The 15,805-nt window shown below is 39.8% G+C and carries 17 protein-coding genes; 6 read left to right on the top strand and 11 right to left on the bottom strand.

Annotated features, from left to right (window positions below; translation table 11 throughout):
- Positions 1-38: 38 nt before the first annotated feature.
- The 3 genes from MTN97_RS00140 (at position 39) to MTN97_RS00130 (ending at position 2,327) form a co-directional block, all read left to right on the top strand.
- Positions 39-488 carry a DUF2721 domain-containing protein gene (locus MTN97_RS00140; protein ID WP_248473271.1) on the top strand — a complete coding sequence of 150 codons (450 nt, stop codon included), beginning with the start codon at positions 39-41 and terminating at the stop codon, positions 486-488.
- Positions 489-731: 243 nt separating this feature from the next.
- Positions 732-1,610: a LysR family transcriptional regulator gene (locus tag MTN97_RS00135; RefSeq protein WP_036979795.1), complete on the top strand. Its 879-nt coding sequence runs from the start codon at positions 732-734 to the stop codon at positions 1,608-1,610.
- A 96-nt stretch (positions 1,611-1,706) separates the two neighbouring features.
- The gene (locus tag MTN97_RS00130; protein WP_248473270.1) at positions 1,707-2,327 is read left to right on the top strand and encodes a 2OG-Fe(II) oxygenase; all 621 of its coding nucleotides are present in this window, start codon (positions 1,707-1,709) and stop codon (positions 2,325-2,327) included.
- Here the strand turns inward: MTN97_RS00130 and ubiA are convergent.
- Positions 2,324-3,202: a 4-hydroxybenzoate octaprenyltransferase gene (ubiA, locus tag MTN97_RS00125; protein ID WP_248473268.1), complete on the bottom strand. Its 879-nt coding sequence runs from the start codon at positions 3,200-3,202 to the stop codon at positions 2,324-2,326. The genes MTN97_RS00130 and ubiA overlap by 4 nt on opposite strands.
- Positions 3,199-3,744 (bottom strand): chorismate lyase, encoded by a 546-nt coding sequence (locus MTN97_RS00120; RefSeq protein WP_214553419.1) that lies wholly within the window; start codon positions 3,742-3,744, stop codon positions 3,199-3,201. The genes ubiA and MTN97_RS00120 overlap by 4 nt, the downstream gene beginning before the upstream one ends.
- Before the next feature lie 249 nt (positions 3,745-3,993).
- Between MTN97_RS00120 and MTN97_RS00115 the strand changes: the two genes are divergently transcribed.
- A complete protein-coding gene (locus MTN97_RS00115) occupies positions 3,994-4,392 on the top strand; it encodes a flagellar basal body-associated protein FliL (protein WP_248473267.1) in 399 nt (132 codons plus the stop codon).
- Here MTN97_RS00115 and glpG read toward each other — a convergent pair.
- From glpG to MTN97_RS00085, 6 genes are all read right to left on the bottom strand, one after another.
- Positions 4,389-5,210 (bottom strand): rhomboid family intramembrane serine protease GlpG, encoded by an 822-nt coding sequence (gene glpG, locus MTN97_RS00110; RefSeq protein ID WP_248473265.1) that lies wholly within the window; start codon positions 5,208-5,210, stop codon positions 4,389-4,391. The genes MTN97_RS00115 and glpG overlap by 4 nt on opposite strands.
- Positions 5,207-5,524, bottom strand: coding sequence for a thiosulfate sulfurtransferase GlpE (gene glpE, locus MTN97_RS00105; RefSeq protein WP_033104018.1), 318 nt, complete (start codon positions 5,522-5,524; stop codon positions 5,207-5,209). Before glpE ends, glpG begins: the two co-directional genes overlap by 4 nt.
- A 66-nt stretch (positions 5,525-5,590) precedes the next feature.
- Positions 5,591-6,616 (bottom strand): L-threonine 3-dehydrogenase, encoded by a 1,026-nt coding sequence (gene tdh / locus MTN97_RS00100; protein ID WP_036979807.1) that lies wholly within the window; start codon positions 6,614-6,616, stop codon positions 5,591-5,593.
- Positions 6,617-6,668: 52 nt separating this feature from the next.
- Complete coding sequence (locus MTN97_RS00095; RefSeq protein ID WP_036979809.1) at positions 6,669-7,865, bottom strand: glycine C-acetyltransferase; 1,197 nt, start codon at positions 7,863-7,865, stop codon at positions 6,669-6,671.
- A 163-nt stretch (positions 7,866-8,028) separates the two neighbouring features.
- Positions 8,029-8,598, bottom strand: a complete 570-nt coding sequence (gene gmhB / locus MTN97_RS00090; RefSeq protein WP_248473263.1) for a D-glycero-beta-D-manno-heptose 1,7-bisphosphate 7-phosphatase — start codon at positions 8,596-8,598, stop codon at positions 8,029-8,031.
- Positions 8,595-9,656, bottom strand: a complete 1,062-nt coding sequence (locus tag MTN97_RS00085; RefSeq protein ID WP_248473261.1) for a glycosyltransferase family 9 protein — start codon at positions 9,654-9,656, stop codon at positions 8,595-8,597. The genes gmhB and MTN97_RS00085 overlap by 4 nt, the downstream gene beginning before the upstream one ends.
- 123 nt (positions 9,657-9,779) lie before the next feature.
- On the opposite strand from MTN97_RS00085, the gene MTN97_RS00080 reads away from it, so the two are divergent.
- Positions 9,780-10,502, top strand: a complete 723-nt coding sequence (locus MTN97_RS00080; protein WP_248473259.1) for a 3-deoxy-D-manno-octulosonic acid kinase — start codon at positions 9,780-9,782, stop codon at positions 10,500-10,502.
- A gap of 43 nt (positions 10,503-10,545) precedes the next feature.
- Here MTN97_RS00080 and MTN97_RS00075 read toward each other — a convergent pair whose 3' ends face one another.
- Positions 10,546-11,619, bottom strand: coding sequence for a glycosyltransferase family 1 protein (locus MTN97_RS00075; protein WP_248473258.1), 1,074 nt, complete (start codon positions 11,617-11,619; stop codon positions 10,546-10,548).
- 175 nt (positions 11,620-11,794) lie between these two features.
- Here MTN97_RS00075 and MTN97_RS00070 point away from each other — a divergent pair, with 175 nt between their 5' ends.
- On the top strand, positions 11,795-13,342 hold the full coding sequence (locus tag MTN97_RS00070; protein ID WP_248473256.1) for a capsule assembly Wzi family protein: 1,548 nt from the start codon (positions 11,795-11,797) through the stop codon (positions 13,340-13,342).
- A 329-nt stretch (positions 13,343-13,671) separates the two neighbouring features.
- Here the strand turns inward: MTN97_RS00070 and hldE are convergent, their stop codons facing one another.
- Both hldE and MTN97_RS00060 read right to left on the bottom strand, forming a co-directional pair.
- Positions 13,672-15,111 carry a bifunctional D-glycero-beta-D-manno-heptose-7-phosphate kinase/D-glycero-beta-D-manno-heptose 1-phosphate adenylyltransferase HldE gene (gene hldE / locus MTN97_RS00065; protein WP_248473254.1) on the bottom strand — a complete coding sequence of 480 codons (1,440 nt, stop codon included), beginning with the start codon at positions 15,109-15,111 and terminating at the stop codon, positions 13,672-13,674.
- A complete protein-coding gene (locus MTN97_RS00060; protein WP_008115583.1) occupies positions 15,111-15,701 on the bottom strand; it encodes an SIS domain-containing protein in 591 nt (196 codons plus the stop codon). Before MTN97_RS00060 ends, hldE begins: the two co-directional genes overlap by 1 nt.
- Positions 15,702-15,805 lie beyond the last annotated feature (104 nt).

Here is a 15,805-nt window from a genome sequence, read left to right as displayed (position 1 = left end):
CGTAACCTAAAGCAAATAATATGATTTAAGGACACATTATGACGCTAACTACCCCAGGTTTACTTTTTCCAGCAATCTCGTTGTTATTACTTGCCTATACAAACCGATTTTTAGTGCTAGCGCAACTAATACGAGAATTGAATGCCCGTGAAGGAGAATCTATTCGTCCTGTTGTAGTGGCGCAAATAACTAATCTTAGAAAGCGAATAAGACTAATAAGGACCATGCAAGTATACGGAGTGGCTGCTTTTTTATTATGTACGTTATCTATGTTTGCATTATTTATAGAATTTAATACCACGGGCATTATTTTATTTGGGGTCAGTTTAAGCTGCTTGAGCTTATCTTTGCTTACTTCATTATTTGAAATTCATATTTCTTGTGATGCCATAGAAATTGAATTACAAAACATTGAAAATAAGCCTTTAAGCAATAGAGTAAGTAAGAATTTTATTGAACCCAACCCTAAAAGCAAAAGCAGCAATTAACAAACCGAGACTTTAATAAAGTTGTTATAAAATTGCATAAACTTGGTCAATAATAAAACCCTACAGTTATTTAACATTATCCAAAGGTATAACAACTTTTAGCAACTATTCTCTTTAAATACGATGAAAAGAAAGTTAATCTAAGGAGGTGGTTAAAAACATTAATTCAACTGATCTGTAGGGATATAAAGTCAGTATTTAATCTGCAATTCCCCTAGCTTACCTATAAAAAAGGACTGTATAGTGAGATTTGAACAATTAGAACAGTTTGTAGCGCTTGGCCTACTTCGTCATTTTAGGCAAGCTGCAGAACAAACCCAAATTAGCACATCTGCGTTAACTCGTAGTATTCAAACTCTTGAAACAGAGCTTGGCTACGAACTTGTTACCCGCTCTACTCGCTCGGTTAAATTAACTCAAGCAGGCGAACTTTTCCTCGACTTTGCAAAAAATACCCTCAATGAGCTAGAGCAAATAAAGCATCGCGCTTTTCAGTCAATTAATGGCACTGAAGAGAAAAAGCTAGTTATTGGTTACACCACAACAACCAGCAGCATAGTACCAATTACCTGCGGTGAATTTTTAAGCCAATATCCTCACATTAAAATCGAAATGCAGCTACAAAATAAAACTGAGCTTCATAGAAAGTTACTTCAAGGTGAAATAGACATTAGTGTATGCTCGCAAATAGTCAATAGTATTGGTAGCGACATACAATTACCTGATCAGCTTATTTTATTTTGTTCAAAACAACATCCTTTAGCAAATAAAAGCGATATTAGTAAAAAAGAGCTCGAAAGCTATCCAATGTTCAGTTGTTTTTCACAGTCAAAACAAGTGCAATCAATGCTTAATGAAGTAATAGACTCGCTAAATAAAGCTTCAACGATTAAAGTAGGTAGTATTGATCAGGTAATGGCTGGACTTGAAAAGTCAGATCATTTTGCCATTGCCGGTATTGAACACACCAGCTCTGTGGCAGAAAACCATAACTTAATCCAGCTTAAAACGAATAACGATATTAGCCATGAACAACTTGTGGTGCAAACAAGCCAGCAGATAGAGGCTGGTGAGCATGTTGACCACCTACTCTCGCTAATTAAGAAAGTTTCTAGAGCATAAAAAAATGACTCCATGCGTTTTATAACAACTATAAATTAGTGGCATTAAAGTTTTTTTTCACTACACTAACGCTCCCTTATATTATGACTAGCGTTAATGAAAAACTTTACAGCTGCTGAAATTTACCTAGAGCACATTGAAACGCATGGCTATGCCATTATTGAAAACGCCATTGATAGTGACTTAATATCCGAGTTGATGGCTGATTGCTATAGAATAAATCCTCACTTTAGCCTTGCCGGTATTGGACGATTAAACAATTTACAAATTGATGACTCCGTTCGTAAAGATAAAACCTACTGGTTTGATGGCAGCTCAAATGCACAGCTTAGCTATCAACAAATAATGGAAGCTGTTCGCACTACCCTTAATCGTAACTTTTTCATGGGCTTGTTTGATTATGAGTGTCACTATGCAAAGTATACGCAGGGTGATTTTTACAAAAAACATGTAGATGCGTTCAAAGGTCGTTCAAATCGAGTTTTTACCACCGTATTGTACTTAAACTCTCCTAATAAAGGCGGGGAGCTGGTTATTTACAAGCCTAAAAGTAAAGAAATAGAAGTGGTTATAAAACCCACTGCAGGCACTTTGGTATTATTTGAAAGCGAACGCTTTGTGCATGAAGTACTTCCGGCTTTTGATAACCGCTATTCGATTGCTGGTTGGTTCAGAAAAAATGCGTCAATTAGTGGTATTATCGACCCACCCCGTTAAGAAAAAACGGGGTAAGAAAATAATAAGCCTATAAATACAGTAAGTCCCACATAATGATTATTCAAAAACGCTTTAAAACAGGCATCTCGTTGACGTAAATGAATCAAACGCTGTTGATACAATAATAAAGCCGCAGCAACCGCTAACCCTAGCCAAAAGCTTGCTCCAACTTGGCTAATAAAGCCGATCAATGTCATTAATACTAAGAATATAATGTTAAGCAACCCAATAATATGGCGGTCATAACTGGCGAATAAAATAGCGGTTGATTTTACTCCTATTTTTAAATCATCATCTCTATCAACCATGGCGTACATAGTGTCGTAAGCCACCGTCCAGCAAATATTGGCAATAAATAGCAGCCATGCCTGCACAGGCAACGAGTTTGTTGATGCCATAAATGCCATAGGAATTGCCCAACCAAAAGCAGCCCCTAATACAACCTGTGGAAGTTGTGTGTAACGTTTCATAAAGGGATAACAAAACGCGAGCCCAAGCGCCCCAAACGATAACAAGATAGTATTGGTATTTAGCATTATTACTAAAATAAAAGCGATGCTAACCAGCAGCAAAAACAAACTAATTGCTTCCCCACTACTCACAGCCCCAGTTGCTAAAGGGCGCTGACAGGTTCGTTTTACTGAGCCATCTATTTTTCTGTCAGCAAAATCATTGATAACGCATCCTGCGCTGCGCATAACTATTACCCCAAGGGTAAACACAATGAAGTTTGTTAGGCTTGGTATCCCCTCATTTGCTATCCACAGCGCCCAATAAGTTGGCCAAAGTAATAATAAGGTGCCTATGGGCTTATCTATTCGCATTAACTGAACGTAATACGGTACATGGTTTACCGATAAAGGGGCTAGTTTCATGAGTATAAATGGGCTCCTGGTAAAAAAACTTCACAAACTAAAAATTTGTAGTCATGCAAAGAGAACACGCTTCGTCGCCCTAATAATATGTGTATGGGTAAATTAAGTTCGCTCACCAGTGATTGCAATGAGTGGTTATCATCAAAGCGAGCAATTTCAATATCAGTGCGCTTTAACGCAGGGTCTTGAAATATGACATCACCCAACGGACGTTCACCCATATTATGCAGCTGATTATTTGTATTGTTGTTTGATATTGGCAACCAGCTTTGAGCATATACAACCGGTTTGTCATCACACAACAATAAAACTTCACGGTTAAGTACAGTGTTCACCTCATTACTTAATAAAGCTTGCTGAGGTTGCGAGAGGTTAACTTTTTGCTCACTCAACACTTTTACAGCAAAACGCTGAGACTGGCTTTTTAATTTAGCCGTTAAAGAATGCGGTTCAAATAACCACTCTTGCTCAGCGCTAGATAAGCCACTGACTTGAGCGGTACTCTGCCAATCAGCAGATAAAGAAAGAGGAAACGTAATCACAATAGCTCTACTTGATAAAAATCAGCAAGATCATAACATTGCTAAGAGATTTGAAAAAGCGCGATTTACTTACTACCAAGCACACCCTGTTATTATAAAAAGCTAATCAACATTTGACTCTCGCTATTGCCTATCCCAAACTTGAGTACAGAATGCCTTTACATAGCTCAACAAATAACAGCATCTTGCTGTATCTTATTTATTATAAGTATAAACTATTTGTAACCAGTTTACGGAAACGCTTTTGAAATGAAAAAAACAGTATTTACAGGCCTTTTTATTCTTTTAGTCAGCTTAACCAGCTTATCAGCACGTGCTGAGTCTACTGTCGGTTATTTTGGGTTTGAGCCAGATATTATTACCAACTACATTGGCCCATCGAGTAAAAAAATGGGCTATGTACGTGTCACTGTTGATTTAATGCTTAATAAAACATCAGATATTGCAATCGTGGAACACCACACGCCGTTACTTCGTGATGCGTTAGTTGAGATATTATCTAAAGAGCATGAAAATAAAATAAAGTCTTTAACAGGACGCGAGCAAATACGCCTTAAAAGCGCAGAAAAACTAAAGAGCCTTCTTAAAGAAGAAACAGGACATGAGATCATCCGTGATCTCTTATTTACTAAATATTTATATCATTAGGCACTTTTTGTTTTAAAAAGCTGAGCGGTATAGGCAAAAGCCATACCGCTAACGAGCCCACCTAAGTGTGCCCAATTAGCCATTCCAACAAATAATACATCTGCAAAACCAAGTACTAACCATACCAGCATAAATCCAACAATTGCGGTTGTAACCAGTGCAGGCTGTTTAGGGTTAAGGGTGCTGTAAATCCAACAAAAGCCTAACAACCCATATACAACACCGCTAAGCCCACCAAAGTTAGGACCGACCATTAAGTACTGTGCCCAATTACTTATTAAAGCGGTAACTAAAAACAGCCCGATTAAACTCGATTTACCACATTGCTTTTCAATATTGTCACCCAGTGAAACCCACCAGATTAAGTTAAATACAATATGCATGGCGCTAAAATGCACAATAGCCGGAGTTAACCAAGTAAGTAGTGATGCAGGGTTAAACTGCAACGCCATATAAATAGGTTCAAACGCACCAAATAAAAAGGCAACATAAACAACAATACTGAGAATGCTAACACTTTGATTAAGCCAACTTAAGGCTTTAAAACGCGCGACTAAATTAAGCGACTGGCCTTGATATTTTAATGGTGATTGCGTGCTGCCTACTTGCCATGACGCTTGTTGATAACGTTCATGATTAGGGTTTTTAGCAAATTCATTCCACAACGGTTGCACCGCATGAAAGTCCTCAGGTGCCACACTAATGACAAGCGTATGGCCATCCTCAGTACGAATTTGCCCTGAAAGCCCTTGGCTTTTTAAGTAATCTATAAAGCCCTGTGCAGCACGGGGGTTAGTTAGACTGCCTAGCTCTATCATCGTGCTACTTTATCCTTGTAAGCGGCTTCCCATGCAGTAAAACCACCATCCATACTGTAAACATCTTCAAAGCCTTGCTCTACTAAGTAGCTGGCAGCACCTTGTGAACTCATGCCGTGATAACAAACAATAATAATCGGCTGGTCAAACTCTTTTTCCATCATAAATTGGGCGATATTTGCATTTGAAAGTGCTTCAGAACCTGGAATGTGCCCTGCCTGATACGAATTAGGATCGCGAATATCGGCAATCACCACATCTTCTTTGTCTAGTAGTTCGAGGGTTTGTGCGATTGATATATGTTTAAATGCCATAGTACTCTCTTATAATTACAAAAAAGGCGACAAATGCCGCCTTTAATTCTCTTAACAAGGGGATAATTAATCCCAGTTAAGAATTACTTTACCCGATTGGCCTGAAATCATCATATCAAAGCCAGCTTGGAAGTCATCAATTGAATACTGATGAGTAATAATTGGTTTTAAATCAAGCCCTGATTGAATCAAACTGGCCATTTTGTACCAAGTTTCAAACATCTCACGACCGTAAATACCTTTAATCACTAAGCCTTTAAAAATAACTTGATTCCAATCGACCGCCATATCTGAAGGTGGAATACCTAACATGGCAATTTTGCCGCCATGATTCATGTTATTTAGCATGGTATTAAATGCACTTGGTACACCTGACATCTCTAAGCCAATATCAAAGCCTTCGGTCATACCTAGCTCTTTAGCTACATCTTCGAGCTTTTCATTAGCGACGTTTACAGCACGCGTTGCGCCCATTTTGCGTGCTAAATCTAGGCGGTATTCATTTACGTCGGTAATAACCACATGGCGTGCACCCACATGTTTAGCTACAGCTGCAGCCATAATACCAATAGGGCCTGCACCGGTGATTAATACATCTTCACCCACTAAATCGAACGATAAAGCCGTGTGTACTGCATTACCAAACGGGTCAAAAATAGAGGCAAGTTCATCGCTAATGTTATCTGGAATTTTAAATGCATTAAATGCTGGGATCACTAAGTACTCAGCAAATGCACCTTCGCGATTAACACCCACACCGGTTGTATTACGGCATAAGTGAACGCGTCCAGCACGACAGTTACGACAATGACCACAGGTTATATGACCTTCACCCGAAACACGGTCGCCAACTTCAAAACCGCGAACTTCTTGGCCCATGTCAATTACTTCACCCACGTATTCGTGGCCAACCACCATAGGCGTAGGAATAGTGTTTTGTGCCCACTCATCCCACTTATAAATATGAACATCGGTACCACAAATGGCTGTTTTACGAATTTTAATTAACAGATCGTTATGACCCACTTCAGGCTTTGGCGCATCTGTCATCCAAATGCCCGGCTCTGCTTTTAACTTTGATAATGCTTTCATAATCCACACTCAATTAAAAAATCGCGACTTTAGCCGCGATTTAACAAGAAAATTAAATAACACCAATCTCTTTACCAATACGGGTAAAGGCTGCAATGGCTGTATCTAGCTGTTCCTTGCTATGCGCTGCAGAAATTTGGGTACGAATACGTGCCTGACCTTTTGGTACAACAGGGAATGAAAAGCCAGTTACATAAATCCCTTCGGCCAAAAGCTTATCAGCCATAAGTGACGCTACTTTGGCGTCTCCCAGCATCACAGGAATAATCGCATGATCTTTACCTGCACAAGTAAAGCCTGCCGCTTCCATCTGCTCGCGGAAGTATTTAGCGTTTGACCATAGCTTAGCGCGAAGCTCACCGCCATTTTCAAGCATTTCTAACACTTTGATTGACGCCGTTACGATTGAAGGCGCCAATGAATTTGAGAATAAGTATGGACGTGAACGCTGACGAAGCCACTCAACAATTTCTTTTTTACCTGAAGTGTAACCACCAGAAGCTCCACCAAGCGCTTTACCTAAGGTACCGGTAATAATATCGACACGGTCGAGTACATTACAGTACTCAGGTGTACCTTTACCATTTTCGCCAACAAAACCAACGGCATGTGAGTCATCAACCATAACAAGCGCGTCATATTTATCGGCTAAATCACACACGGCTTCTAAATTACAAATAACGCCATCCATTGAGAACACGCCATCAGTAGCAATTAGTTTAGTTTTAGCTCCAGCTTCATCGGCTGCAATTAATTGCTTTTCTAAATCTGCCATATCATTATTTGCATAACGGAAACGCTTTGCTTTACATAAACGTACACCATCAATAATAGAAGCATGATTTAATGAATCAGAAATAATCGCATCGTCTGCACCTAGAATAGTTTCAAACAAGCCCGTATTCGCATCAAAACATGATGAATACAAAATGGTGTCTTCAGTTTCTAAAAATTGACTGATTTTTTTCTCAAGCGTTTTATGAATATCTTGGGTACCACAAATAAAACGCACAGACGCAACACCAAAACCATGGTCATCTAAGCCTTGTTGGGCAGCTGCAATTAGCTCTGGGCTATTAGCTAAACCTAAGTAGTTGTTAGCACAAAAGTTAATAACCTTATCACCTGATGCCACTTCAATTTGAGCTTGCTGCTGTGAAGTGATAACACGTTCATTTTTGTACAAACCTTCCGCTTTAACGTCTTCGATTTGCTGTTGTAATTGGCTAAAAAAAGCAGATGCTCTCATCTGTGATCTCCATTTGGTTGAACGGGTTAAACAGCAGACATGTTGCTGCTATTTATAATGCGGGTATTGTAAAAGTTTAAGCGCCAAATTGCACTGTTTGTCATTCGTCGTAAATTAGCTAACTGGCAGGAAAAGCTGCCAGTTTACGGGCATGAGGTATGCACTAAATCAGACCAGCAAGCAGAACAGGAAGCTCCTTGATTGAATCACAAACATAATCAGCAGACTTTACGGCTTGCTCATCAACTGTTTTCCCAGAACGTACCAATATTTTAGTACGGATATTAGCGCTCATAGCAGCTTGCATATCACCTCGTTTGTCCCCCACCATCACACTAAGTGCAGGGTCAATATGATGATCTTTTATTCCTTGCAGTAACATTCCTGGCGCTGGCTTTCTGCAATCGCACTCTTTTAAATAATCTGGTAATGCATTTTTAGGATGATGAGGACAAAAATAAACATCAGTAATTTCAATTTGATGATGACTAAACTGCGCTTTCATCCATGTGTTAAGGGCAAAAAAATCAGCTTCTGAGTAATAACCTCGACCAATACCTGATTGGTTGGTTACAACAATTATTTTATAGCCCGCGTCATAAAATACTTTACACGTTGAAAACACACCATCTATAAATTCAAACTCTTCGCTTTTAAATACATAGCCATGATCAACATTGACTACACCATCGCGGTCTAAAAAAAGCGCCTTATTTGTGTGTTTACCATTCATAATAACGACTCTTTTTTAACAACATGGTCAAACATTTCTTTTACTGCATCCGTAGTTATTTGACTCATTAAATCATCGCCCTTAACCCGAGTGCCCCAAGGTAATTGCTCGGCGGTTTTACCAGTTTGCTTTAATAAGTTTTGGTGATAAACCTCAACCACGTAATCTTGGTATAAATAGGGCCCCGTTCGCGCTGGGTTTGAATGCGCATATAAGCCAATAACCGGTGTGCCCACGGTCACCGCCATATGAGCTGGGCCTGTGTCAGGTGCCAGTACTAAGTCTGCACGCTTAAGTACGCACAATAATTCTTTGAGTTTTGTTTTACCCACCAAGTTCAGAATGGGTGAATCAGAGTGTTTAATGATATTATTTGCTAAATTAATTTCCAGCTCAGTAGGCCCACCGGTTAGCACCACTTTAAAACCTTGCGCATTGGCATAATCCGCAAGCGCAGCATAGCGTTCGGCTAACCAGTTACGCTGTGCTTTACTTGCTGCTGGCGAAATAACGAATAGCTTAGTTGATAAATAATCGTCACCTAACAGCTCATCAGCTTTAGCTTGATCTTTGTCGGTGTAGGGCATATTCCAAACAGGGACATAATCATCAACACCAATCGCTTGAGCAAAGCCATTAAACCCCTCTAAAACATGTGCCTGAGATTGGGCTTTAATGCGTTTATTAATAAATAAACTATGCAGCTCTTTTGAGCGAGCCCAATCAAAACCAATTTTAACTTTGGCAGGAATACAGCGAGCGACAAAACCAGCTCTTAAAGCCACTTGCATGTTAAGCAGCACGTCAAAAAACTGCCCTTTAAAGGTTTGCTTTAACTGCTTTAGTGCCGCCTTACCTTGTTTTTTATCAAATACAACAAGCTCAACGCCAGGCAAATCTGCTAACAGCATCGCCTCGACCTTCCCTATCACCCAAGTGATCTTAGCATTTGGATGCGCTTTTTGAATTGCTTGTACCGCACTCACTGCATGGCATACATCACCAATAGCAGAAAGACGTAAAATACAAATTGATGTGTAAGTAGGCGCTGAAGTCACACGTTTCCTTGGAGGTAAAATAATAAAACCCGATCTTAAATTATAATCGCGTCATTGCAAGTACTTATCCTTAGCGTTAAAACACGTTAATATGTGCACATATTAACGCGAACCCTATGAGCTATGTTTAATCAACACGTCAAAAATAACCATGTCATTTTGAGCCATCCTCAATATAGCAGCCAGATAGAGTTAGATTGGTTTAACCCCGACTTCTGGCAGCAACAGCAAAAAATTGTTGGCGCTAAAAAGGGACGTGCAACCGCGTGGTTTTTTAAACACGCAGATTTAACGGCTGTGTTGCGCCATTATTGGCGTGGCGGCCTCATAGGCAAGCTACTTAGTGACCAATATTTATATTGGGGACTAGAGCATACGCGTGTTTATCAAGAATTTAGCTTAATGACGCAATTAATAGAGTTAGGTTTAAATGTACCAAAGCCCATTGCAGCTAAAGTGAGCCGACATAGTTTTATTTACCGAGGTGATATTATTACTGAAGCAGTAAGCGGCGCTAAAAGTGTATTAGATGTTCTGATTGAGCGCCCCTTAAGTGATATTGAGATAAAAAAAGTAGCACAAACCATTGCCCAGTTTCATAATAAAGGGGTGTATCACGCTGATTTAAATATTAATAATATTTTATTTGATGACTCTGGCGACGTTTATATTATCGACTTTGACCGTGGCGAAATAAAAGTGCCCAATAAAAAATGGCAACAAAGCAACATGTCTCGCTTACAACGCTCCTTTTTAAAAGAGCAAAGCCGCAATAGCCACTTTCATTGGCAGCAAAACGATTGGCAAACATTACGCAATCAATACAACCAAAAGCTCGAATTCTAAAAAACTTGTTAAATCAAGCTCCTAAAAACTAAATTATTAATAACTAATGAGTCTTATTAAACAACATGTTTTTCAAACCTTGTGTAATAATGTCAAAACTGTGGATTGTTTCTAAAGTAGAATACTTATCAATAATATATTTATAACGAGATTCTATAAGTAACGTTTGCACTTTTTCACTTATATCAACAATATCAAGCTGTGCCTGATAAGCCACTTCAGTGCGAGTACAACGGGTAAGACGCTCACCTTGATCTTTTGAAATAGCACACGCAATTGTGGGGGTTTGCAAGGCAATAGCTTGGAGTAAAGTATCACCCGCGCTTAATAATGCAACCTTGGCCTGACTTAGTAAGGCTAAAAATTCAGCTCCCCCTTGGCTTGGCAAACAAATTAACTCATCGCTTTTAGGTAACGACTTAGTGTAATTAGGACCAAATACCACTACACCTTTTAAGCCTGTTTGCTTAGCAATAATAAGCCCTGCTTGAAAATATAAATCTGCGCAATTCACGCCATTAACTGTATGCCCACCAGAGCCCGCGTTAACAATAAAGAACTCTTTCTCTTTCAAGTGATAACGGGTTAGCGCATCGGATTTTTGTTGTACTGATGCAAACACTGTAAACGGCCCAACATTAGCAGGGTGAGCCAGGGGCAGCATGCTCAATTTTAGCTTTTCATACCACGAAAGAGGGTCAATACAGTAATCAGGCTGAACAACCCAATGAGTATCAATAAGGCCCGCTCTATTAAGCTTTAAACCTTTTGCTCGCTTTTTTGCATGCTGTGAAATAAAAACAACTTTAGCACCCACTTTTTTTGCCGCTTTCATTTGTTCGGCTCGTCCTGCGCAATCAAATAGCACCATATCTGGTTTGTATTGTTCAATGAACTGACATACATGCGTATTTTCTTTTGTTGCCGATTGATTTAACAATAAGGTAGGAAATGGGCAGTTTTTAGCATAAGCCGTGTGCTTATTTAAAATGAAATGAATATCTAACGAATTGCCATACTCCGAGGTAAGGGTATTAGCTAGCTGTAACGAGCGCATATATTCACCAATACCTTCGGGCGATGACACGGGAATAAATAAAAGTCGTTTGTTGCTCATTACTATCTCTTTTTTTTCTTTGCAACGAGTATATCAACGAGATCATTTTTCCGATAGAGCTACAATGTTTTAATCTATAGTGGTATTTTAAATTTATCTTGGCTGATTTAATTACTGCAATAAAGAGCGTAGATTGCTAAACTTGTCGGCAATTTCAATCATAAGGATCTGAGCTTTGCGAAACAAAATTTTTATACTTTCTTCGCTTTTTTGTGCCATAACGACAACCGTAAATGCTGAACCTTGGGTAAAGCCTGATGACTATGCTCTTAGAGCAGATATACAACAGCTTGCCGATGCAGGTATAATTTTAGCGCCAGTAACAACATATCCATTAATGTGGAAAAGCTTTATTAATGATGTTAACAATACTTCGTTAGAACAATTACCCCCTCAACTGCAAGATGCGTTATTACGTGTAAAACATCGTTATAAGTCAGAAAATAGTGGTTCGCATAGTGTACAGCTTTCGGCATTTGCCAGCTCAGATCCTCTTGTAGCCACTAGCTTTGGTGCCACCAATAGCCAAGAATCAGAGTTAACTGCTGCCTACGCTTATTTAGGACATAACTTTGCAGCTAAAATAGCGATTAATCATCGTAATGATGGCAAAAACTGCTTAGTCGACGGTAAAACAACTGATGATATAGCTCAAAACGAGCAAGCACTAACTGACTGCAATGATACCTCTCTAGATGACAGCTATTTAGCATATCGTATGGGTAATTGGATTGTAAGAGCGGGTGCCGTTGAGCAATTTTGGGGGCCGGGTGTTGATAACAGCTTAATTATGTCTGGTAATTCAAAGCCACTTCCCGCAATAAGTCTCAGCAGAGAACAAAGTAGCGCGTTCGAAACACCTTGGCTTAGCTGGATTGGTCAGTGGAGCTTTACTGCACAAATGGCTAAGCTTGAATCAACCCGAGTTGTACCTGATGCATTATTATGGAGTACTCGTTTAAATCTTCGTCCAATTCAACAATTAGAAATTGGCTTTAGTTGGTCAGCACAATGGGCTGGCAAGGGACAACCCAGTTCAGCAGGCGACTTTTTTGATTTAATAACCGGCGGAGGTGAATGTGTTGATGGCACTAATGATTGCGATGGCGAGCTCATTACTCGTTTAGGTAATCAACTCGCGGGTTTTGATATTCGTTGGTCGGACACTTTTTTTAATCAACCTTATGCGGTATATGCAAGCACGATTGGTGAAGATACCAGTGGCGGCATTAAGCCAGTAGACAGAGGTTATCTTGGTGGAATACAAACCACGACTCGCATTTATAATCAGAATATTTTATTTAACCTAGAATACACTGATACTGGCGTAGCATGTTCTGCCACATCAGCAACTGAAAACTGCTTCTATGAGCACAGTATTTATAATTCAGGGTATCGTTACCATGGTCGCCCTATCGGCTCTACCTATGATAATGATGCGCAATCGCTAGTGTTAACCGTACTTGGGCAACTCTCAAGCGGAACTGACTGGCAAGTAAAATTACGTGATGTAGACTACAACAGCGACAACAGTGATAGAACCCCAAATAACCCAGACTTAGGTAACTCGATTACCAAAACAGCATTTAGCTCTAAACAGCTTGAAGTACGTTACAGAATGCTTGCTATGGGGGGGCGCTTAACCCTTGGCGGATTTGCCTCTAATAACGATGGAGCAGAAAACGATACGTCTGCATTTGCAAAGTTCGAATATAATTTTTAGTTTTGCAAGTATTAAAAAAAGGGGGATAAACCAAAGTTTATCCCCTTTTTTATTTCACTAGGGCCTGTTGACCTTTGCGGATTAATATTTGTTCAAACTAGGGGCAGTTTAATCGCGGCGCGAGGTTTGTAACCTAGCGGGCTAAGTAAAAACCGAGCAACAAAGAGTAAATTGCCCCTAGGCAGAACCCTTTGGGCAGCGCCTGTTTGGCATTAATGCTACGTTATCGCCTATTAATGGGGAATAACCACACCACATAGACTCTGCCTTGCCTAAATACCAAACAGACTGCTGCAAATTTAATCTTCAAAGATTAACAGGCCCTTAAACTAGCTTTTTATTTTGCTAATCACTTTTGATGTAGAGCAACCATCTAAAAACTCAAGCACTTCTACTTTTCCGCCATGACGCAACACATGCTCAGCACCAGCGATTTGCTCAACGGTGTAATCACCACCTTTAACAAGAATATCTGGGCTAATTTGCTCAATTAGCTTTGCTGGTGTGTCATTTTCATCCTCACTGCCAAACGGAATAACCCAATCAACAGAGGCTAATGCACTTAGTACCATAGCACGCTCATCTAATGGGTTAATTGGGCGCTCAGGACCTTTTAAACGGGCAATAGATTCATCGTTATTTAAACCAACCACTAATCTATCACCACGCGCTTTAGCTTGCGCTAAATAGCGCACATGGCCTGCATGCAAAATATCAAAACAACCATTAGTAAATACAATGGTTTCTCCATTTTGCTTTGCAAATTCAATATGCTGTAATACATCATCAAATGGGGTTTGATAATGCTCGCCAGTGGTTTGTAAGTATTGACCTAACTTGCGGCTCAACTCTTCAGGAGAAACAGTAGCCGCTCCCAATTTACTTACTGCAATACCGGCTGCTAAGTTTGCAATTTCGACTGCATCTTTGGCGGTCATACCCGCACCTAGCATTACAGCTAATGTAGCAATAACAGTATCGCCCGCACCGGTTACATCGCTTACTTCAAGTTGTTGCGCTGCAAAGTCATGCTTTTGCGTTGCATTAATTAGCGACATACCTTGCTCTGAACGGGTAAGTAACATCGCCTTTATACCCGCATCACTAATGAGGTTTCGTGCACTACTTGCAAGTGTCTCTTCTGAGCCCACTTGCCCGCCGGCTAATTTAAATTCATTTAAATTAGGGGTTATATAATCAGCACCGCGATATAACTCTAAATCAGATGATTTAGGATCAACAAGCACGGTTTTTCCTGCTTTTTTGGCCACACTTATCATCTCTTTTATCAGCGATAGCGAGCCTTTGTTGTAATCAGAAAATACAATAAAGTCGTAATCACTGAGCACCAGCTCTAATCGATTTAATAACAACTGGCTATGAGACTCATTAAAAGCCTCTTCTAAATCTAAACGCACCACTTGTTGATGACGACTGATCACCCGCATTTTAGAAATAGTCGGCAAATCGCATACACTCACAAGCTGTGAATTTATTTTTTCACCCTCTAGAATGTTTTCTAAAATTTGTCCGCTTTCATCCTCGCCAATTAGGCCAAGTAAACCCACTTTGCCATCTAGTCGGGCTATATTTTTAGCTACATTAGCGGCACCACCAGCTTTGTCTTCAAATTTACTGACTTTTACAACGGGTACTGGTGCCTCCGGCGAAATACGGCCAGAATCACCATACCAGTAGCGATCGAGCATAACATCGCCAACCACTAGAATACGTGCTGCTGATAAGTTTTTTAATAGCGATAAATCCATTATTGCTGCTCCGCAACAACCATATCCATGGCTTCACACAGCCAATGGCCAATAAACATGTGCGCCTCTTGAATACGGGCTGTTTCATCATTTTTAATAATAATAGGTAACTTGGCGATGTCTTTTACTTTACCTCCATCGCGACCTGTAAATGCAACAGTGAACGCTCCTATTTTATTAGCGGCTTCTAATGCTAAATTAATATTATTACTGGTACCCGATGTAGTTAAGCCAATTACGATATCTTCAGGTTTACATAGCGCCTGTACTTGGCGTTCAAATACTGTGTCAAAATGATAGTCATTACTGTGCGCTGTTAAAATAGAGGTGTCTGTGGTTAGAGCAATAGACGCTAACGGCCCTCGCTCTAACTTATAACGTACCACAAACTCTGCAGCCAAATGCTGAGCATCAGCCGCACTGCCGCCATTGCCAAACCAAACAACCTTACCACCAGCTTGTAAAGCACTATGACATGCTTCTAACAACTGCATTACCTCTTGATGATACGCCTCCATGGTTTCGAACAATACTTGGTGGCGATTTAAACTTTCTAGGTAGCTAGTTGCCACTGAATCTATAATTGACATGAGATATTCCTCTTGGAACTGAAATGGCAGGAAAAATTAATTTCATTATTCCATAATTTTATAGCCAAATCACCTCTATATAACTAAATTAAAGCACGGGTAGA

Source organism: Pseudoalteromonas sp. 2CM36K (genome assembly GCF_023161865.1).
GTDB classification, from domain to species: domain Bacteria; phylum Pseudomonadota; class Gammaproteobacteria; order Enterobacterales; family Alteromonadaceae; genus Pseudoalteromonas; species Pseudoalteromonas tetraodonis.
Note: the sequence above shows the minus strand (reverse complement) of the source record. Positions and strands in the feature narration are given on the sequence as shown.